The 17,914-nt window shown below is 70.0% G+C and carries 18 protein-coding genes; 9 read left to right on the plus strand and 9 right to left on the minus strand.

Going from position 1 to position 17,914, the window contains the following annotated elements; translation table 11 throughout:
• The first annotated feature begins 27 nt into the window (after positions 1 to 27).
• From EDF28_RS12190 to EDF28_RS12205, 4 genes are read left to right on the plus strand one after another with little or no spacing between them, the layout of a single operon-like run.
• Positions 28 to 1,692: an ABC transporter substrate-binding protein gene (locus EDF28_RS12190; RefSeq protein WP_165901084.1), complete on the plus strand. Its 1,665-nt coding sequence runs from the start codon at positions 28 to 30 to the stop codon at positions 1,690 to 1,692.
• The gene (locus EDF28_RS12195) at positions 1,689 to 3,377 is read left to right on the plus strand and encodes an ABC transporter ATP-binding protein (RefSeq protein ID WP_123938491.1); all 1,689 of its coding nucleotides are present in this window, start codon (positions 1,689 to 1,691) and stop codon (positions 3,375 to 3,377) included. Before EDF28_RS12190 ends, EDF28_RS12195 begins: the two co-directional genes overlap by 4 nt.
• A complete protein-coding gene (locus tag EDF28_RS12200; protein WP_123291939.1) occupies positions 3,374 to 4,309 on the plus strand; it encodes an ABC transporter permease in 936 nt (311 codons plus the stop codon). Before EDF28_RS12195 ends, EDF28_RS12200 begins: the two co-directional genes overlap by 4 nt.
• Positions 4,306 to 5,304, plus strand: a complete 999-nt coding sequence (locus EDF28_RS12205) for an ABC transporter permease (protein WP_123672464.1) — start codon at positions 4,306 to 4,308, stop codon at positions 5,302 to 5,304. The genes EDF28_RS12200 and EDF28_RS12205 overlap by 4 nt, the downstream gene beginning before the upstream one ends.
• Before the next feature lies 1 nt (position 5,305).
• On the opposite strand, the gene EDF28_RS12210 is transcribed toward EDF28_RS12205, so the two are convergent.
• The 4 genes from EDF28_RS12210 to EDF28_RS12225 form a co-directional block, all read right to left on the minus strand.
• Complete coding sequence (locus EDF28_RS12210; protein WP_123938492.1) at positions 5,306 to 6,283, minus strand: squalene cyclase; 978 nt, start codon at positions 6,281 to 6,283, stop codon at positions 5,306 to 5,308.
• Between the two features lie 134 nt (positions 6,284 to 6,417).
• Positions 6,418 to 7,737, minus strand: a complete 1,320-nt coding sequence (locus EDF28_RS12215) for a GNAT family N-acetyltransferase (RefSeq protein WP_123938493.1) — start codon at positions 7,735 to 7,737, stop codon at positions 6,418 to 6,420.
• Positions 7,738 to 7,766: 29 nt separating this feature from the next.
• The gene (locus tag EDF28_RS12220; protein WP_123938494.1) at positions 7,767 to 9,242 is read right to left on the minus strand and encodes a cryptochrome/photolyase family protein; all 1,476 of its coding nucleotides are present in this window, start codon (positions 9,240 to 9,242) and stop codon (positions 7,767 to 7,769) included.
• A gap of 38 nt (positions 9,243 to 9,280) precedes the next feature.
• A complete protein-coding gene (locus tag EDF28_RS12225; protein ID WP_123291944.1) occupies positions 9,281 to 9,643 on the minus strand; it encodes a hypothetical protein in 363 nt (120 codons plus the stop codon).
• Between the two features lie 135 nt (positions 9,644 to 9,778).
• On the opposite strand from EDF28_RS12225, the gene EDF28_RS12230 reads away from it, so the two are divergent.
• Together EDF28_RS12230 and EDF28_RS12235 are read left to right on the plus strand one after the other, a co-directional pair.
• A complete protein-coding gene (locus EDF28_RS12230) occupies positions 9,779 to 11,911 on the plus strand; it encodes an acyltransferase family protein (RefSeq protein ID WP_123938495.1) in 2,133 nt (710 codons plus the stop codon).
• A 110-nt stretch (positions 11,912 to 12,021) separates the two neighbouring features.
• Complete coding sequence (locus EDF28_RS12235) at positions 12,022 to 12,201, plus strand: hypothetical protein (RefSeq protein WP_123938496.1); 180 nt, start codon at positions 12,022 to 12,024, stop codon at positions 12,199 to 12,201.
• 56 nt (positions 12,202 to 12,257) lie between these two features.
• Here the strand turns inward: EDF28_RS12235 and EDF28_RS12240 are convergent, their stop codons facing one another.
• The 3 genes from EDF28_RS12240 to EDF28_RS12250 are packed head-to-tail and all read right to left on the minus strand — an operon-like array spanning position 12,258 to position 14,932.
• The gene (locus EDF28_RS12240) at positions 12,258 to 13,106 is read right to left on the minus strand and encodes an ABC transporter permease (RefSeq protein ID WP_123938497.1); all 849 of its coding nucleotides are present in this window, start codon (positions 13,104 to 13,106) and stop codon (positions 12,258 to 12,260) included.
• Positions 13,099 to 13,932 carry an ABC-2 family transporter protein gene (locus tag EDF28_RS12245; RefSeq protein WP_123938498.1) on the minus strand — a complete coding sequence of 278 codons (834 nt, stop codon included), beginning with the start codon at positions 13,930 to 13,932 and terminating at the stop codon, positions 13,099 to 13,101. Before EDF28_RS12245 ends, EDF28_RS12240 begins: the two co-directional genes overlap by 8 nt.
• Positions 13,922 to 14,932 (minus strand): ATP-binding cassette domain-containing protein, encoded by a 1,011-nt coding sequence (locus tag EDF28_RS12250; protein WP_123938499.1) that lies wholly within the window; start codon positions 14,930 to 14,932, stop codon positions 13,922 to 13,924. Before EDF28_RS12250 ends, EDF28_RS12245 begins: the two co-directional genes overlap by 11 nt.
• Positions 14,933 to 15,065: 133 nt before the next feature.
• Here EDF28_RS12250 and EDF28_RS12255 point away from each other — a divergent pair, with 133 nt between their 5' ends.
• Positions 15,066 to 15,686: a DUF402 domain-containing protein gene (locus EDF28_RS12255; RefSeq protein ID WP_185094231.1), complete on the plus strand. Its 621-nt coding sequence runs from the start codon at positions 15,066 to 15,068 to the stop codon at positions 15,684 to 15,686.
• Positions 15,687 to 15,692: 6 nt separating this feature from the next.
• Here the strand turns inward: EDF28_RS12255 and EDF28_RS12260 are convergent, their stop codons facing one another.
• Positions 15,693 to 16,190: a hypothetical protein gene (locus tag EDF28_RS12260; RefSeq protein ID WP_123938501.1), complete on the minus strand. Its 498-nt coding sequence runs from the start codon at positions 16,188 to 16,190 to the stop codon at positions 15,693 to 15,695.
• A 71-nt stretch (positions 16,191 to 16,261) separates the two neighbouring features.
• Between EDF28_RS12260 and EDF28_RS12265 the strand changes: the two genes are divergently transcribed.
• Both EDF28_RS12265 and EDF28_RS12270 read left to right on the plus strand, forming a co-directional pair.
• Complete coding sequence (locus EDF28_RS12265; protein WP_123938502.1) at positions 16,262 to 16,873, plus strand: hypothetical protein; 612 nt, start codon at positions 16,262 to 16,264, stop codon at positions 16,871 to 16,873.
• Between the two features lie 52 nt (positions 16,874 to 16,925).
• Positions 16,926 to 17,774 (plus strand): ornithine carbamoyltransferase, encoded by an 849-nt coding sequence (locus EDF28_RS12270; RefSeq protein WP_123938503.1) that lies wholly within the window; start codon positions 16,926 to 16,928, stop codon positions 17,772 to 17,774.
• Here the strand turns inward: EDF28_RS12270 and EDF28_RS19260 are convergent.
• Positions 17,768 to 17,908, minus strand: a complete 141-nt coding sequence (locus EDF28_RS19260; RefSeq protein ID WP_165901085.1) for a hypothetical protein — start codon at positions 17,906 to 17,908, stop codon at positions 17,768 to 17,770. The two genes, EDF28_RS12270 and EDF28_RS19260, sit on opposite strands and share 7 nt — an antisense overlap.
• Positions 17,909 to 17,914 lie beyond the last annotated feature (6 nt).

Genomic DNA, 17,914 nt, shown 5'->3' on the forward strand with positions numbered 1-17,914 from the left:
ACCCTTCCCACGAGGAGCACCACCGTCATGAGACGCCCGAACCGCCTGACGATCACCGCGGCCGTCGCCGCAGCAGCAGCCCTGGTCCTGACCGGCTGCTCGGGTGGGAGCTCGTCCGACGACGGTGACGGCACGGCCAAGGGCGGCACGCTCAACATCCTGACGACGGCCACCGCGGTGCACCTCGACCCGGCGACGAGCCAGAACCTGAACATCACCACCTTGGGTCTGGTGCTCCGCCGGCTGACGGCGTGGGACGTCGAGCCCGGCAAGGCCGCCAAGGTGGTGCCGGACCTGGCGACGAACACCGGCGACTCGAGCGACGGCGGCAAGACCTGGACGTACCACCTGAAGGACGGGCTGAAGTTCCAGGACGGCACGCCGATCACCACGAAGGACATCAAGTGGGGCATCGAGCGCTCGTTCGCGCCGACCCTGACCGGTGGCCTGAGCTACCACAAGTCGCTCCTGGTCGGTGGCGAGGACTACAAGGGCCCGTTCGACGGCAAGACCCTCGACAGTATCGAGACGCCTGACGACTCGACCATCGTCTTCAAGCTCAACGCCGCGTACGGCGACTGGCCGTGGCTCGTGTCGATGCCGGCGTTCGCTCCGGTTCCCGACGGCGACGGCACGGACACGGGTGCGTACGACAGCAAGCCGGTCGCGTCCGGGCCGTACCAGGTGCAGTCGAACACCCAGGGCTCGCAGATCACCCTCGTCCGGAACAAGGAGTGGAGCGCGAAGACCGACGACGTCCGCACCGCCGGCCCGTCGAAGGTCGTGTTCAAGGAGAGCCAGGATCCGTCGACCGTCACGCAGACGCTGATCGCCGACAACGGTGACGCGAAGGACTCCTTCGGCGCGAGCTACCTCGGCGCAGCCGAGCTGAACCAGGTGCGGAGCAACCCCGCCGCCCAGGACCGCCTCGCCACGTCGAAGGCCGGCCCGATCAACTACATGGCGATCAACACCCAGAAGGGATCGCTCAAGGACCTCAAGGTCCGTCAGGCCCTGCAGTACGCCGTCGACAAGAAGTCGTACCGGATCGCTGCGGGCGGCGCGCTCGCCGGTTCGTACGCCACGACCCTCATCACCCCGGGCATCGCGGGCCGCGAGGACTACGACCTGTACAAGCCCGGCGCGAACGGTGACGTCGCGAAGGCGAAGCAGCTCCTCAAGGACGCGGGCGTGTCCGACCTCAAGCTGACCCTGGCGACCCAGAACGACCCGACCTACCTCGCCCAGGCGCAGGCGCTGCAGTCCGGCCTCAAGCGCGCCGGCATCACCGTCACGCTGAAGCCGCTCGACGCGGACTCGTTCTACACCGCGACGACCGACGGCACCGACTTCGACCTGGCGCTGTTCAGCTGGCAGCCGGACTTCCCGAGCGCGAACGCCAACATCCAGCCGCTCTACGACTCGTCGCAGATCGGTGGCGGCGGCTACAACGTCTCGAAGTACAGCAACCCCGAGGTCGACGCGCTGATCAAGAAGGCCAGCGCCACCGTCGACCAGCAGGACGCGCAGAAGCTGTGGGTCGAAGCGGACAAGAAGATCATGGCCGACGCGCCGATCGTCCCGCTGACCTACGCGAAGCAGTCGTTCCTGGCCGGTTCGAACATGCAGAACTTCCAGATCGCGGACTTCCCGGCGTACCCGAACTACCTCAAGGTCTCGCTCGCGAAGTGAGTTCGCCGCTGCTCGAGGTCGAGGGGCTCCGCGTCGCGTTCGGCGACGCGGAGCCCGTCGTCCGTGATGTCTCCTTCACCCTGACCCCCGGTCGTGTGCTCGCCCTCGTGGGGGAGTCCGGCTCCGGCAAGTCCGTGAGCGCCATGAGCGTGCTCGGCCTGCTGCCGCCCGAAGCGCGGGTCTCCGGCAGCGTCCGGTTCCGTGGCGAGGAGCTCGTCGGCGCCTCCGACGACACGCTCCGTGCCGTTCGCGGCGCCGGCATCGGCGTCGTGTTCCAGGAACCGATGAACTCCTTCACGCCGGTGCTGTCCATCGGCACGCAGGTCGCCGAGGCGATCCGGGCGCACCCGACGGACCTGGATCGTGCGGCGGTCTCCGCGCGCGTCGACGAGCTGCTGCGTGCCGCAGGCCTCACCGACCCCGAGCGCATCCGCAAGGCCTACCCGCACGAACTGTCCGGCGGGCAGCTGCAGCGCGCCATGATCGCGATGGCCCTGGCCGGGGACCCGGTCGCGCTGATCGCCGACGAGCCGACGACCGCCCTGGACGTCACGGTGCAGGCCGGGATCCTCGACCTGCTCCGCCGACTCGGTCGCGAGCGCTCCCTGGCCGTCCTGCTCATCACGCACGACATGGGTGTGGTGGCGGACGTCGCGGACGAGCTCCTGGTGATGCGCCGCGGCGACCCCGTCGAGCACGGCACGGTCGCCGAGGTCTTCGCGCACCCGTCCGCCGACTACACGCGCGAGCTCCTCGCCGCCGTCCCCAGCCTGGAGGCCCGTGGCGGCGCCGCCGACGCTGCTGCGGATGTCGAAGGGGACCCGTCCACTGCCCGGGCCGACGAGGCGGAGGCGAGCCGTTCCTCCCGTCCGCTGGTCGCGCAGCTGCGCGACGTCGCCGTGCGGTACTCGCGCCGCGGCGGACCGACCGTGTCGGGTATCGACCTGGACCTGCGGGCCGGCGAGACCGTCGGGCTGGTCGGGGAGTCCGGGTCCGGCAAGTCGACCATCGGCCGCGCGCTGGCGGGCCTGGTGCCCGTCGTCGAGGGCTCGGTCGAGGTCGACGGCAGCGACCTGCGGACCGCCAGGGGCCGACGGCTCCGCGAGCTCCGCAGCCGCGTCGGCATCGTCTTCCAGGACCCGGCGTCGTCGCTCAACCCGCGGCAGACCATCGGCTGGAGCATCGCCGAGCCGTTGCTCGTGCACGGGACGGCCTCGGCGGCCGACCGTGCGGAACGCGTCCGTGAACTGCTGACCGCCGTGCAGCTCGACCCGTCGTGGGCCGAGCGGTTCCCGCACCAGCTCTCTGGCGGGCAGCGCCAGCGCGTTGCCGTCGCGCGGGCCTTGGCGCTCCGTCCGGCGCTCGTCATCGCCGACGAGCCCACCTCGGCGCTCGACGTGACCGTGCAGGCGGCCGTGCTCGACCTGCTTGCACAGCTGCAGGACGAGTTCGGGTTCGGCATGCTCCTCATCAGCCACGACCTCGCGGTCGTCCGGCAGCTCGCTGACGAGGTCGTCGTCCTGCACGACGGTCGCGTGGTCGAGCGGGGGACCACGGACGCCGTGCTCGACGACCCGCAGCAGGACTACACGCGCATGCTGCTCGCAGCGGCGCCCGTCGCCGATCCCGTGCGACAGGCGGCCCGCCGCGAAGCCTGGCGCGCCTGGGAAGGAGTGTCCTCGTGACCGCCAACGTCGTCGAGCGCCCCGTGGCCTCGTCCGGACGCACCACCGGCTTCCGCGCCGTGGTGCGCCGCATCCGGCAGGACCGCTGGGCCGTGACCTCGGCGGTCGTCATCGTCGTGTTCCTCGTGGTCGCCGTCGCGGCGCCGCTCATCAGTGCCGTCACCGGGCAGGACCCCTACGGGTACGACATCGACGCGCTCAACTCGTTCGGGGCGCCGAAGGGCTTCGGCGGGGGGATCAGCGCCGAGCACTGGTTCGGCGTCGAGCCGCTGACCGGTCGCGACCTGTTCGCGATCGTGACGTACGGTGCCCGGACGTCGCTCGGCATCGGGCTCGCCGCGACCTTCCTGTCGATCGTCATCGGGGTGCTCGTCGGCGTCACCACCGGCTTCTTCGGCGGCTGGTACGACCGCGTGCTCTCCCGCGTGGTCGACGTGATCTTCGGCTTCCCGTCGCTCGTCTTCATGATCGCCCTGACCGCGATCGTGCCGACGTCGTTCCCGAAGCCCGTCCTGGTCGTGCTCGTCATCGGGTTCTTCGGCTGGCCGTCCGTCGCCCGCGTGGTCCGCGGCCAGACACTGTCGCTCGTCAGTCGGAACTACGTCGTCGCCTCCACGGCGATGGGCGCTGGCCGGTGGCACGTCATCCGCACCCAGCTGCTGCCGAACCTGGCAGCGACGATCACCGTCTACGCGACGATCTCGATCCCGTCGATGATCGGCGCCGAAGCCGCGCTGTCGTTCCTGGCGGTCGGCGTGACCCCGCCGACGCCCTCGTGGGGCCGCAGCATCGGCGACGCCGTCGGTTGGGTGCAGACCGACCCGATGTACCTCGTGTTCCCCGGAGTGGCACTGTTCCTCATCACCCTCGCGTTCAACGTGCTCGGCGACGCGCTGCGTGACGCCCTCGACCCGAGAGGAGCACGCCGATGAGCACCTTCCGCTTCATCGCGATCCGCGTCCTCGGTGCAGCCGTCGTGCTGCTCGTCGTCGCCGCGATCACCTACGCACTGTTCATGCTGCTGCCGACGAACCCCGCGCGGGCGATCTGCGACAAGCCCTGCACGCCGGACCGGCTGCGCGAGGTGCAGGCGTTCCTGGGCACCGACAAGCCGTGGCTGGCGCAGTTCGGCGCCTACCTGGCGGGGATCTTCACCGGCCGCACGTTCGGCAGCGGCGCGTCCGTGATCACCTGCGCCGCGCCGTGCTTCGGGTACTCGTTCCAGCTGCACGAGAGCGTCACCGACCTGATCCTGTCCCGCCTGCCCGTCACCGCGTCGATCGCCGTCGGTGCCGCCGTGCTGTGGCTCGTCGCCGGGGTGTTCGGCGGAGCGGTGTCGGCGCTCCGTCGCGGCACGTTCGTCGACCGGGCCGTGATGACCGTCGCGGTCGCCGGGGTCTCGTCGCCGGCGTACCTGATCGGGTTGCTCGGCATCCTGCTGTTCGGGTTCGTGCTCGGCATCCTGCCGACGAGCGGGTACGTCGCGTTCACCGACGACCCGGTCGGCTGGTTCACCCACCTGATCCTGCCGTGGTGCGTGCTCGCGTTCATCAGTGCCGCGATCTACGCCCGACTGACCCGTGGCGAGATGCTCGAGTCGATGTCGCAGGACTTCGTGCGGACCGCTCGGGCCAAGGGCCTGCGCGAGCGACAGGTCGTCGTGCGGCACGGACTGCGCACCGCGATCCTGCCGGTGGTGACGCTGTTCGGGCTCGACCTCGGGTCGCTGCTCGGCGGTGCGGTCATCACCGAGAAGGTGTTCTCGATGCAGGGCCTCGGCGCGCTGCTCATCGACGCCGTGCACACCCTCGACCTGCAGGTCGTCGTGGGCTTCACGTTGTTCTCGGCGCTGTTGATCGTCACGGCGAACGTGATCGTCGACGTGGTCTACGCGTTCGTCGACCCGCGGGTGCGGCGCCGGGCGTAGCTCAGGCGGCGTCCCACCAGCGCAGCACGCGCGTGCCGTGGAGCGTGAGCCACTTCGACGGCTCGCCCTCGGGGACGTCGACCTCGAACCACTGCCGACCCGGCGGCCGCGTTCCCTGGGTCCACGTCCCGTCGTCGTTCCTGGCGGCACGGACGACCTCGATCGCCTCGGCCGCCCGGGGGTCCGGCGCGGTACCGTCCTGCAGCGCAGCCACACGCAGGTGGTCGGTGACCCGCAGCGCCGAGTAGATCCACCGCAGCGGGTACGCGAGCCGGGTCGCCCAAGGCCCGACGAGCTCGCCGTCGTGCTTCCGGAACAGCAGCCGTCGTTCGAGCAGGTACTCGGTGCCGCGGAGTCGAGCCGCTCGGAGTTCCGCCGCGCGGGGGTGGGTGCCGCCGGTCAGCTGCTCGTGCTGCAGGAGCCCCTCGATCACGTTGAGGGTCGAGTGGAACGACGACGCCGTCGACCCCTCGATCCACTCGCAGTTCCAGCCGCCGTCGTCGAGCTGGTGGTCGAGGAACCAGTCCGCCAGCTGCCCGACGTCGGCACCGAGCCAGGCGCCGTTCGCCAGGGTGAACGCGTTGATGCAGCAGTCGACCTCGCCGCTCCAGTAGGGGAGGTCCTCGTACTCCCAGCGGCTGTTCGTCGCCAGCCGTGCGGCCGTGTCCCCGAGGACCGCGGAGTCGAGTCCCCAGTCGCGCAGGGCGTTCAGCGACCAGGTCGTCGCCGTGTAGGGCTGCCCGGGTTCGTCCGCCTCGGGACCGTCGGGGTCGAAGTCCGCCGGGAAGTACGCGCCACCGGCCCACTGCCCGTCGGGGTCCTGGTGTGCGAGCATCGCCGCCCCGAGGCCCTCGGTCGCGACCCGCGCCCGGGTCTGCTGCCACACCGACGGCGGCGCACCGGTCAGATCACGCTCGACCTGCCACCGGACCGCCGGGTCCGAGTCGAGCAGCCACTCGACCACCGCGTCGTCGCTCATGGCGCGGAGGCTACGCCGTGCGGCGCACGCGCGGTGGCGCGAGGGCGGCTCGTGCGAGGTTGTTCACTCCGTGCGGGGGAACAACCTCGCACCGAGTGAACAACCTCGCACCGAGCAACAGCCTGCGCGGTGGATCAGAAGTAGGTGATGCCGTGCGGGGTCCGAGGGGGCAGGAGCATCGCGCGCAGCAGCTCGATCGACGCGGTGTCCGCAGCGCGGACCAGGCCGGCGGCCGCCAGGGTGACGGGCGAGACCGACCCGATGAGCAGGGCACCGAGCTCTGCCACGTCGAGCTGGACGTCGGAACCGGCCACGTCGGCGTCGTCGGCGATGCGCGTGACGCTGCCACGGGCCTCCTGGACGTCCAGCCGGTACGTGCCGGTCGTGTGGCCGAGCGCATCGGTGACCGCGAGGGTCAGCGAGCCGTCGACGGCGAACGGCCGCGACTCGAGCACCGCGGCCACGTCGAGGACGCGCAGCCAGACGTGGTCCTCCTCGTGGTCGACGTCGTACGCACGGTTGTCGCCGAGCGCCGCGACGATCGGGTCGTCGAGGCGCGAGCGGTTGTACTTCACGACGTCGTTCAGGTCGACCGACAGCACGAACTCCCACAGCGCCGTGTAGGCCTGGTCGTTCGCGTAGACCAGGTCGACGATCTCGAGTGCGGTGTCGGAGGACCCGTCTTCCTTGACGCGCCACGTGACGTAGCCGTCGATCTCGTCCGTGCCCTCGGCGCGGTGCACCGCCGCACGGACGTCCTTCGCCTTCTGCCCGTCGTTGCCGAGCAGTCCGAAGACGACCGGCCAGGTGCCCGCGTTGCGGACCATCGAGCCGGGCGTGCGGGTGTGGAAGCGCTCGAAGACCGCCTTGCCGGGGCCGTCGGCGAGCCACTGCGGCGTGACGACGGACACCGAGCCCGACGTCGGGGCGAGGAGGGGGAGTGCGCGTTCGCGTCGCACGCGCACCGCGCGCTCGCGGATCGCGCTGCCGAAGCCGAAGCGGCGGTAGATCGTGCCCTCGGACGCGGTCAGGGACGCCACGGCGTAGCCCTCGGCGACACCGCGCTCGAGCGCGTGCGTCATCATGCGGCGCAGGATGCCGCGGCGACGCTCGGTGGGCCGAACCGTGACCGCGGAGATGGCCTGCGTGTCGACGGACGACCCGTCGCCCCAGCTCAGCGCCTTGCGGAACCACGTGAAGGTGCCGGCGGGCCAGGTCTCGTCGACGGAGCCGGGGAAGGGCTTCCGGACGTAGACGCCCAGGAAGGTCTCCTCGTCGGCGATGAAGTGGGACGCCATGCGCGCTGCACCTTCGGCGTCCGGATCGGCTTCGTGGAACCCGAGGCCGACGGCCTGCATCCACGATCCGGTCTCGGCGTTCGGTGCCCCCTCGTCATCCGTCCCGGGCGCGAACTCGCGCAGCTCGTAGCGGTCGTCGAATGCCTCGTTGCTCACGCTCACGACCCTATCGGGACCGGGTGACGTCACGGCAAGGTGCGACGGGCCTCCTGCGCGACGACCTCGTCGAGGTCCGCCAGCGACCGCATCTGCTGCAGCGGGCGGGCCATCCGGTGGTTGTCACGGAGCGCCGGCTCGGTGCGCGCGAGGAACGCCCAGTACCCGGCGGTGAACGGGCACGCGTCGTCGCCGACCCGCTTCGTCGGGTCGAAGCGGCAGCCCCCGCAGTGGTCCGACATCCGGTCGATGTAGCGACCGCCCGACGTGTACGGCTTCGTGGCGACCATCCCGCCGTCGGCGTGCTGGGACATGCCGATGATGTTCGCCGGCATCACCCAGTCGGTGCCGTCGACGAACACGTCGGTGAACCACTCGGTCAGGTGCACCGGGTCGTAGCCGCGCTGCAGTGCCCAGTTGCCGAGCACCATGAGGCGCTGGATGTGGTGCAGCCAGCCGTGGTCGTGCAGGCCCTCGATCGCGGTCCGCACGCAGACGGCGTCGATCTCCGACGCGTCGAGTTCCCGCCACCAGTCGGGGAGTCGTCCGTGCGCGCCGAGGGCGTTCTCCGATGCGCCGTAGTCGTCGCCGAACCACCAGTAGAGGTGCCAGACGTAATCGCGCCATCCGGCGAGCTGGCGGACGAAGCCCTCGACGCTGGCGAGCGGGGCGGCCTCGGTGCGGTGCGCTTCGAGGGCGGCGTCGATCGCCTGCCGCGGATCGAGCACCCCGAGGTTCATCGGCACGCTGAGGAGCGAGTGCGCCATCGTCCAGTCGTTCGTCAACGTGGCGTCCTCGAACGGCCCGAAGTCGCCGAGGCGCACCGCGACGAAGTCGTCCAGGGCACGCTTCGCCTCGTCCGCCGTCACCGCGAACCGACGGGTGTCGTCGCGGCCGACGAACCGGGCGGTGCCGTCCCGCTCCCACCGGTCCAGGTCGTGCCGCACCTGGTCGTCGACGTCGTCCTCGTCCGGCCACCAGGGCTCGGGCAGCCCGAGGGTCGTGGCGCCCTTCGGTGGCGGCTGACGGTTCTGGTCGTCGAGGCTGAACTTCCCACCGATCGGCTTGCCGTCGCGCAGCAGCCAGCCCTCACGGCGCCGGACACGCTCGTAGTGGTCCTCCATGCGGAACCGACCCGTGCCCTGCGCCGCCCACTCCGCGAACTCGTCCTCGTCGGTCACGAACCCGCGGCTCGGCAGGATCACGGTGCCCCGTCCCCAGTGCCGGATCTGCGCGCGGAGGGTACGGGACGGCGGATCGATCGCCTCGAGGTCGTCGCGGCCGGTCAACGCCTCGCGGAGGGTGTCGACCTGGACGTGCTCGGCACGGTCACCGAGTTCGTGGACGCGGTGGCGCAGGGCACTCAACCAGAGGTGGGCCTTCGCCCGGTGGACGGGGCGAGCGGTGAAGAACTCGCGTGCCTCGACGACGAGGGCCGGGCCACCGTCGTCGAACAGGGGCCCGTACTGGCCGGGGAGGACCAGGCGACGACGTTCGGAGGGCATGGGTGGACCGTACCCAGCGAGTGGGGTGGAGCTGTCAGTCAGGGGCGTTCGTCGACGAGGGCGATGAACCGGCTGCCGATGCCCTCGACCTCACGTCGGGTGAGCCCCGCAGTCGGTTCCGGCGCCTGGTACGGCTCGTGGTAGTCGCACATCAGGTAGTCCCACTCCGGCCACCACTTCTTCGGCCGCGCTTCTTCGGCGAACGCGCAGACGACGCACTCGAGGCGGACCCAGACCTTCTTGGCACCCGTGCGGTTCGCTCGGGACTGCACGAGCCACGCGGGCGGATCCTGTTCGATCGCGTCGAGTTCGGCTTCGCTGAGACGCGAGGGGATTCCGTGGTGGGTCGCCATCTCGAGGGTGATGTCGAGTCGAACGGCGGCGTCGCGTCGGGAGAGCATCCGACAAGATTAGGTTCTGTCGGGGCTCAGTGCCGTCGGCGATGGGGACGAGCCCGGTCGCGCGACAGTTCCGCTCTGCGGCATCTGCCACAAGCGGAGCCCGATGTGCGGGTGTGAGCTCGTAGACTCCTCGTGATGGCTGGGATCACCGTGGCGTCGCGGACTCGGCGAGGGCGCCGTACAGGCCGTGGCATTGCGGCGGACAGCACGCGGTGGGACGTGCAGGGGCTCCGCGCGTTCGCGGTCCTCGCCGTGCTGCTGTACCACCTGTGGCCGACGAGGCTTCCCGGCGGTTTCATCGGTGTCGATGTCTTCTTCGTGATCTCGGGCTTCCTGATCACCGGGCACCTGCTCCGCGAGGTCTCCGCGACCGGCCGGATCGCTCTCGCCGGGTTCTGGGCTCGTCGTGCGAAACGACTGCTCCCCGGCGCCTTCCTCACGCTCGTCGCCACTGGGGTCGCGGTCCTCCTCTGGGTGCCGAGCGCGCTCTGGGGGCAGTACGGCCGGGAGCTCATCGCCTCGGCCGTCTACGTCCAGAACTGGCAGCTCGCGGCCGATTCGGTGGACTACCTCGCCGAGGGCAACGGCGCGTCCCCGTTCCAGCATTTCTGGTCACTGTCGGTCGAGGAGCAGTTCTACATCGCGCTGCCCCTGCTGCTGCTCGGGGTCCTGTGGTTCGCGCACCGCGCACGCCGAGCACAAGCCGACCCGGTCGTCGTGACCCGCGTCGTGCTCGGCGTCGTCGTGGTGCTCTCGCTGACGTGGAGCATCGTGCAGACCGGGACCGCGTCCGGGATTGCCTACTTCTCGACGGCGACGCGAGCGTGGGAGTTCGCACTCGGCGGACTCGTTGCGACGATTCCCCTGGGCGTGCCGCGGTCGAGTGGGACGCGGACGACCCGGGCGATCGTTGCCTGGGTCGGTGCCGGCGGGCTGGTCGTCTCGCTGTTCGCCATCACCGCTGCGACGCCGTTCCCGGGCATCGCGGCGGTGCTGCCGGTCGTGTCCGCGACGCTGGTCGTGCTTCTCGGTTCGCATTCGGGACTCGAGTTGGTCGGTCATGTCGCCCCTGTCCGTTTCACCGGTCGGATCTCGTACGCCGTCTACCTCTGGCACTGGCCCGCGATCGTCCTCCTGCCGATCGTCACGCGCCACGAAGCGACCACGCTGGACAAGGTCGTGATCGTCGTCGGTGCGCTGACCCTCGGCGCGGCCACCACCCTGCTCGTCGAGGAGCCGCTCCGGTTCTCCGCGCGCGTCCGGCGCCTCCGACCCCGCCGGGTTGCGGTCTACGGGGTGCTGAGCACCCTGGTCGTGGTGGCGCTGGGCGCGACCTCGCTCACGGCCCTCCACGTCCAGCAGGTCCGGACAGCGCTGCTGGCGGAGCGCCTCGGCTCCGGCAACGTCGCGTGCTTCGGAGCCGCGGCGGAGATCGCTTCGGCCGACCCGTGCGTGAACCCAGCCCTCGCCGACGTCCGCGTGCCGTCCGCAGCGAACGCGGTCGCCGACGACGCCAACCGATCAGCCTGCTGGTCGAACGACTCGAGCACGTTCCGAGTGTGTTCCCTCGGTCCGACCACCGGGTACTCGAAGCACCTCATCGCGATCGGTGACTCGCACAACAACGTGCTGGTGGACGCCTACGAGCGGATCGCGGAGCAGCGGAACTGGCGCATCGACGTCGCCGGTCACCAGAGCTGCTACCTGACGACTGCCGAGCAGCAGGCGGGGTCCAGACGCCAGGCCAACGCGTGCACCGGCTGGAAGCAGAACGCCATGGACCACCTCCGGTCACACCCCGACCTGGACGGCGTGATCGTGACGCACTCGAGCGGTAACGGCCCGGTCGTGGTGCCGGAGGGGAGCACGGACGAGCAGACGGTCGTCGACGGACTCGTCACAGGATGGAGCGCCGCCGCCGAGGCCGGTATCCCGATCATCGCGCTCCGCGACAACCCTGCAGCACGCCCCGACGTCGTTGCGTGCGTCGGTCAGATGTCGGGACCGACCACCCCAGCCTGCGACTCTTCGCGTGTCGACGCCCTCGCACGGTTCGACGGATCCGCGGAGGCCGTCGACCGCGTGCACGGCGCTGCCCGTCTCGTCGACCTCACGGACTCGTACTGCACCGACACGGTCTGCCCCGCCGTGATCGGTGGCGTACTCGTCTACCGCGACCAGACACACCTGACGAACACGTTCGCGACGACACTCGCGCCGTACCTCGGCGACGAGATCGACGCCGCGTTGGCGGCGATGCGATCTTGATCGGAACCGCCGGCGGAGGAAGCCCCCGTTCTTGCCGACGGCTTGCCCCTGAGCGTCAACGGTGCTTCGCAATGGTTGCAGCCGCGATCGGTCGCACTTACGCTTCCCGCATGTGGTGGTGGATCGGAACCGGCGTGGTCCTGGCTGTGCTCCTCGTGCTGTGGTTCGTCATGCACCGGTACACCAACTTCGGCTCTCGGGCGGCGAGGTACGAGGGGACCGACCCCGAAGTCGCTGAAGCCCTTCGGCAGGCTGAGTCCGACATCGCGCGGGGGCGCATGTACTTCTGAGGCTCTCGCAGGCGAGCGAGCGAAGTGAAGGAGGACGTCCCCGGCTACAAGGGGCGTCAGGCCCCGGGGCTCGTGTAGTGCCGGGACTGCCGCATGAAGAACCACCATCCGAATGCGAGCATCAGCGGCCCGGCCATGGGTGCGATGTCAGCGAGCCACGTCGGGACCAGCAGCTCGTCGGTCTTGCCGAGCACGACGGTCGCAGGCAGGTACGCGATGAACGCCAGCGGCAGCGCGAACGTCAGCGCGAAGACGCCCGCGGGACCGAACACGGGAAGCGGGTAGGCCCCGAAGTCGGTGAGCGTGTTGTCGACGCTGACCTTGAGGTCACGGGTGGATCCCAGCCGGAACGACAGCCCTGCGAGACCGATCTGCAGCCCGGCCTCGAGCAGACCGCCACCGATCGCGGCCGCCACGGTGAGTGCGACCAGCCAGGGCGTCCAGTCGATCGGCGCGAGCGTGATGGCGGCCACGAGGATCCCAAGCCCGAGCACCAGGTCGCCGAGGGTGCCCAGGTTGAACCACCTGGTCAGCAGCTGGATCAGCGGTGGTACGGGGCGGAGCAGGAAGCGGTCGTACTCGCCCTCGCGGATCACCATGTCGGTCGCCAGGTGCTGTCCGAAGAACACCGTCCCGACGCCGTGTGCAGTGAGCCGCAGCCCGTACAGGAAAGCGATCTGCGCCGTCGACCAGCCGGCGATGACGCCGAACCGGTCGAGCAGGACGCCGATGAACAGCAGCTGCGTCCCTTGCAGGGCCGCACTGCCCGCCATCATCAGGATCAGGTTGCCCTTGTAGATGAGGGACTGCCGGAACGCCGCGGCGAGCAGGATCCGCCACTGGCGGAACCAGCCGGGAGGCTCGGTGGCGGTCCCCGGGGCGACCGTGCGTCCGATGTCAGCCACCGTTGATCACCGTCCTCCGCAGGGCGCGCAACCACACCAGGTGGGCGGCGAACGCGAGCGCGACGATCCAACCGGCCTGCAGGGCGAGCTCACCGAGGACGTTCCAGCCCGGCGTCCGGTCGAACCAGATCGAGAGCGGGGTGAAGATCTGCGCACTGAACGGCAGCACACGGAGCACCGCGGCGAGGCCGTCCGGCATGAACCACAGCGGGATGAGCGAGCCTGAGCAGAACGCCGCCGCCATGCTGTAGATCATGTAGGCGCCGCCGACGTCGGTGGTCCAGAACGCGGTCAGCCCGACGATGAGGTTGCACTGGATCGCGATGACCAGACCGAGGACGGCGCTGAGCACGAACACGAGGGTCTGCCACCAGGTGCTCGGAGCGGGAACCGCTCCGAGCAGCAGCGCCAGGGCGAGCCCGACGATCGCCTTCGGCACGTTGGCGAGGGAGCTGCCGAGCTGCGCGGCGACGGTCTGCGTGATCAGCCCGACCGGCCGCATGATGTCGAACACCACATTGCCGTCGCGCACCCGTCGGTTCAGCGACGAGAACTGCCACGGCTGGAACACGACGGCGAACAGGGCGCCGAGGACCGCGTACCCGACGGCGTCGGCACGGTCGACGCCGCTCACCGAGGTGCGGTCGCCGTAGACCGCGTTCCACACGAGCATCACGAGGACGACCCGCATCACCGTGCTCACCGTGCCGACGAGGACATCAGCGCGGAAGACAAGGACGGAGCGCAGCCCTTGCCCGACCAACGCGAGGCGGACCGCGAGCGGGCCGGCGGGCCGGTCGCGGGCCTCCAGGACGTCAGCCGACACGGCGCACCGAGCGTGCCGTGTAGATCTCGGTGATCACGTCCTCGAGTTCCGGCTCGTGGACCGTGAGGTCCGCGATCGGCAGCGCGGCCGTGGTCCGGGCGATCGCGGTCGAGGTGGACACCTCGGTCGGGTCGTACCGGAGGTCGAGGAGGTGCGCATCACCGTGCTCGTGCGTCCCTGCTCGCTCAACGCCCTCGACCCACCAATCGCGCGGCTCCGGCCCGGACAGTTCGACGCGCAGGGTTCGGTGTGGCAGGTACGCCCGGCGGAGCGCGTCGATGTCGCCGTCGAACAGGATCCGACCGTCGTCGATGATCACCACACGACGGCACAACTGCTCCACGTCACCGATGTCGTGGGTGGTCAGCATGACCGTCGTGCCAGCGGTGCGGTTGCGCTCCCGGACGAATTCGCGGATGCGTGCCTTGGCGACCACGTCGAGCCCGACGGTCGGCTCGTCGAGGTACAGCACCGGCGGCTCGTGCAGCATCGCCGCGACGAGGTCCCCACGCATCCGCTGTCCGAGGGAGAGCGTCCGGACCGGCCGGTCGATGAAGGACCCGAGGTCGAGCAGGTCCACGAACTCGTCGAGCGTGCGTCTGTACGCCGACGGGGCGACGCCGTAGAGCTTCGCGAGGACGTCGAACGAGTCTCGGAGCGGCAGGTCGAACCACAACTGCGTGCGTTGCCCGAACACCGCACCGATGGTGCGTGCGTTCGCCGAACGGTCCTTCCACGGCACGACACCGTTCACTCGGACCTCGCCACTCGTGGGGACGAGCACACCTGTCAGCATCTTGATCGTCGTCGACTTCCCGGCGCCGTTCGGGCCGAGGTAGCCCACGATCTCGCCCGGCTCGATCGACAGCGAGACGCCGTCAACGGCCCGGTTCGTGATCGTCTTCGTGGTGAACAGGTTCCGCACACCCGAGAACGCACCCTGCACCCGGACGGGGCGTGAGAACTCCTTGACCAGACTGTCGGCGACGATGAGCGACATTCGTCCAACGTATCGAAGAAAGCCCCCAGTGGCGAGGAACCGACATCGCCCGACGCCGCTGTGAGAGCATCGCCGGATGCACGACGATGTTGCGAACGACGTGCGGAGCGAACCGTTCCGCTCCGGTGAATCCGTGGTCCTCCGCAGTCTGCACGCGCTCGGTTCGCACGGTCGAGCCGTCGCCTTCGCCGTCGCGGGTCGAGTCCTCGTCGATGACGACGACGTCGCGGTGGTCGCGAGCCCGCTCGGTTCCGCGGTCCGTCGCCGGGCCGGTACCGGCAGCGGGCCGAACGCGCGGCTCGTCCTCCCCTCGGACTGGGACGGCTCCTACGTCGAGGACAGCTGGTGCGGAGCGACCGTGGTCCGCGTGCACCCGAAGGGCGCAGCGTGGTCGGTGTGGCGCTGGCACGACGGGACGCAATGGTTGCCGGACTGGTACATCAACCTCGAGCTGCCGTGGGTGCGTACGTCCGTCGGCTTCGACAGCCAGGACTGGACCCTCGACGTCATCGCGACCCGAGACGATGCGGGCCGCTGGTCGGTTCGGTACAAGGACGAAGACGAACTCGCGTTCTACAGGGACGAGGGCCTGGTCACGGAAGCGGACCGCGCGATGATCGAACGCACCGGCGAGGATGCCGCCGCGGCCGTGCACGCGGGCTCGTTCCCGTTCGAGACCGACTGGTCGCGGTGGGTGCCGGACCCGAACTGGTCCGCCCCGCAGGTGCCCGCAGGGTGGGATGCCGTCCGCTAGCTCCGCTCAGTGCGTCTGCGCCGCGAGGTCGGCGTAGGCGGCGGCGTACCAGCTGACGGTCGAGTCGCCCGACGTGGGCCCGATGGTGATCGAGTCGGCCGAGGTCACGACGTAGAGGTCTTCGTCGTGGCCGCACTGGACCGAGCGCGCCGCGAGCTCCCTGCCGGTGTCAGCGCCGTCGGCGATGCGACCGCCCCAGACGGCCATGCGGACGGTTCCGTGTCCCTGGCAGGCGAGGGACACGCGGACGTGTGCGCGCTCGCCGCCGTCTGCGACGCCCAGGGACAGCCGACTCGACGCGTCGTTGGTTCCGGCACCAGCGCCGAGTTCGCCGGGCTGGTCCGCCCACCGATCCTGGACGTTCTCCATCCAGGCGGAAGCGTCGTCAACCGGCGTCGCACGGCCGGAGCAGGCGGTGAGCGACACCACGATCACGAGCGTCAGCCCGATGACGCTGCTCCATCGGCCGCGGCGAAGGTGGTCGTGCACAGACGAAGCAATCATGTCGATCACAGTGTCGTGCACGCCGGCCGTGCCCGCACCCTCCCGTTCTGGCGTCGTACGCTGGGCGAGTGGTGAGCGCGATCGTCCTCGTGATGGCCGAGTACATGGTCGACGACTCCCCGCTCTGGTACCGCGGGTCGCGCGAGTGCATCGGGAGCGTTGATGCGGGATCTCTCGGGCTGAGCAGGCCGCTGCGGGACGACCTCAGGGCGTGGAACGACGTCTTCGATTCCCGCGGGGAGCCCGACTTCGACTGGCCTTCCGGAGCGGTCCGTGACGCTCATCGCGTCGAAGCGTTCGTGCTCGCGAGCCGTGTGCAACTCGAGCTCGGCGACGAAGCCCATGTCTGGTGCGGAGCCGGCGCCGGCATCGACACGGTGGCCGAGGCGGGTACTGCCGTCGTGCTGCCGAGTGCACGACCCGGAACCGATGTCGAGTTCTTGCGTGACGGGGAGCGGGACGTCCGGTCGGCACGCGCCGCGGGTGCTGGTGATGGCACCGCCAAGGCGATCGTGCACTGGCGTGCCCTCACCGAACGAGTCGGGACGCCGTTCGGTGATGCCGAGACCCGCGCCGTCGGGCTCCGGACGGCAGCGCGCATCCAAGCCGATGTCGGCGTTGGCGCCCAGGTGGTCTTCCTCAGCGGCGCATCGGTGGCGTATCGACTGGACGAGTTCGGCTGAGGCTGACACCCTCCAAGCACACGCTGTTCCGGACAGTCCCTACGGTGGTGGGATGCGTTCTCTCGCCAAGCTCGATGACTGGTCTCCGTCCGACGTCCATGCGGTCTTCGAGCTTGCCGACGCGTACCAGCACCGCCGGGGACCGGTGACGGCGGGGTCGGCAGCCATGTTCTTCCCGCCGACCAGTCTGCGAACCAGGGTGACGTTCGAGCAGGGTGCTTCGCTGATGGGGCTCGATCCGATCGTGTTCCCGGACACGACGCTCGACAAGCCAGAGGCGCTGGCAGACGTCGCCCGGTACCTCGACAACTGGGTCGACATCATCGTGGTGCGTCACCGTGACCTCGCCGTCATCGAGGGACTGGCTGCCGCGCATGCGCTGCCTGTCGTGAACGCCATGACCGACGAGAACCACCCGTGCGAGGTCCTCTCCGACCTCTACGCACTGCGGCAGCGTGGGGAGATCTCGTCGCTCCGCTTCCTCTTCGTCGGGGCGGACGGCAACATCGCCAGGGCATGGCAGGAAGCTGCTCGAGTCCTGCGACTCGACCTGGTCCAATGCTGCCCGGCCGGCCTCGCAACGCCGGGCGCTGCATGGACCGACGACCTCGAGACTGCCGTGCGGTCAGCGGACGTGATCCTGACGGACGGCCCCGGAGCGCACGCCGACGCCCTCGAGTCGTACCGGATCACCGCGGCGCTCCTCGACGTCGCGCCCACGGGAGCCCGCTTCGACCCGTGTCCGCCGTTCGTGCGTGGCCGTGAGGTCAGCGCCGATGCCGTGGAACACCCCGCGTTCGTCGGGCACGGGTTCAAGGCCGCACTGCTCCCGGTGCAGCAAGCAGTGATGGCGTTCTGCCTCGGTCTCGGACCGTCGGGCGGCTCCGCCAGTCGTCAGTAGTCGGGGTCCTGACGGTCCTGGTCCTGCCATGGGAGCATCCGACCGGCGACCAACGACAGCACGCCCCCGAACATGAAGACGAGCAGCACCGCCCACCAGGGGTTGCGTCGTTCGCGCGGCTGCTGTCCGTCCATGCCGTC

The organism is Curtobacterium sp. PhB137, from assembly GCF_003814955.1.
Taxonomy (GTDB): domain Bacteria; phylum Actinomycetota; class Actinomycetes; order Actinomycetales; family Microbacteriaceae; genus Curtobacterium.

Coding starts and splice junctions, on each gene's coding strand:
- EDF28_RS12190 (WP_165901084.1), top strand. CDS start 28: ATGAGACGCCCGAACCGCCTGACGATCACCGCGGCCGTCGCCGCAGCA.
- EDF28_RS12205 (WP_123672464.1), top strand. CDS start 4,306: ATGAGCACCTTCCGCTTCATCGCGATCCGCGTCCTCGGTGCAGCCGTC.
- EDF28_RS12210 (WP_123938492.1), bottom strand. CDS start 6,283: ATGAGCGACGACGCGGTGGTCGAGTGGCTGCTCGACTCGGACCCGGCG.
- EDF28_RS12220 (WP_123938494.1), bottom strand. CDS start 9,242: ATGCCCTCCGAACGTCGTCGCCTGGTCCTCCCCGGCCAGTACGGGCCC.
- EDF28_RS12225 (WP_123291944.1), bottom strand. CDS start 9,643: ATGCTCTCCCGACGCGACGCCGCCGTTCGACTCGACATCACCCTCGAG.
- EDF28_RS12230 (WP_123938495.1), top strand. CDS start 9,779: ATGGCTGGGATCACCGTGGCGTCGCGGACTCGGCGAGGGCGCCGTACA.
- EDF28_RS12235 (WP_123938496.1), top strand. CDS start 12,022: ATGTGGTGGTGGATCGGAACCGGCGTGGTCCTGGCTGTGCTCCTCGTG.
- EDF28_RS12250 (WP_123938499.1), bottom strand. CDS start 14,932: ATGTCGCTCATCGTCGCCGACAGTCTGGTCAAGGAGTTCTCACGCCCC.
- EDF28_RS12260 (WP_123938501.1), bottom strand. CDS start 16,190: ATGATTGCTTCGTCTGTGCACGACCACCTTCGCCGCGGCCGATGGAGC.
- EDF28_RS12270 (WP_123938503.1), top strand. CDS start 16,926: ATGCGTTCTCTCGCCAAGCTCGATGACTGGTCTCCGTCCGACGTCCAT.
- EDF28_RS19260 (WP_165901085.1), bottom strand. CDS start 17,908: ATGGACGGACAGCAGCCGCGCGAACGACGCAACCCCTGGTGGGCGGTG.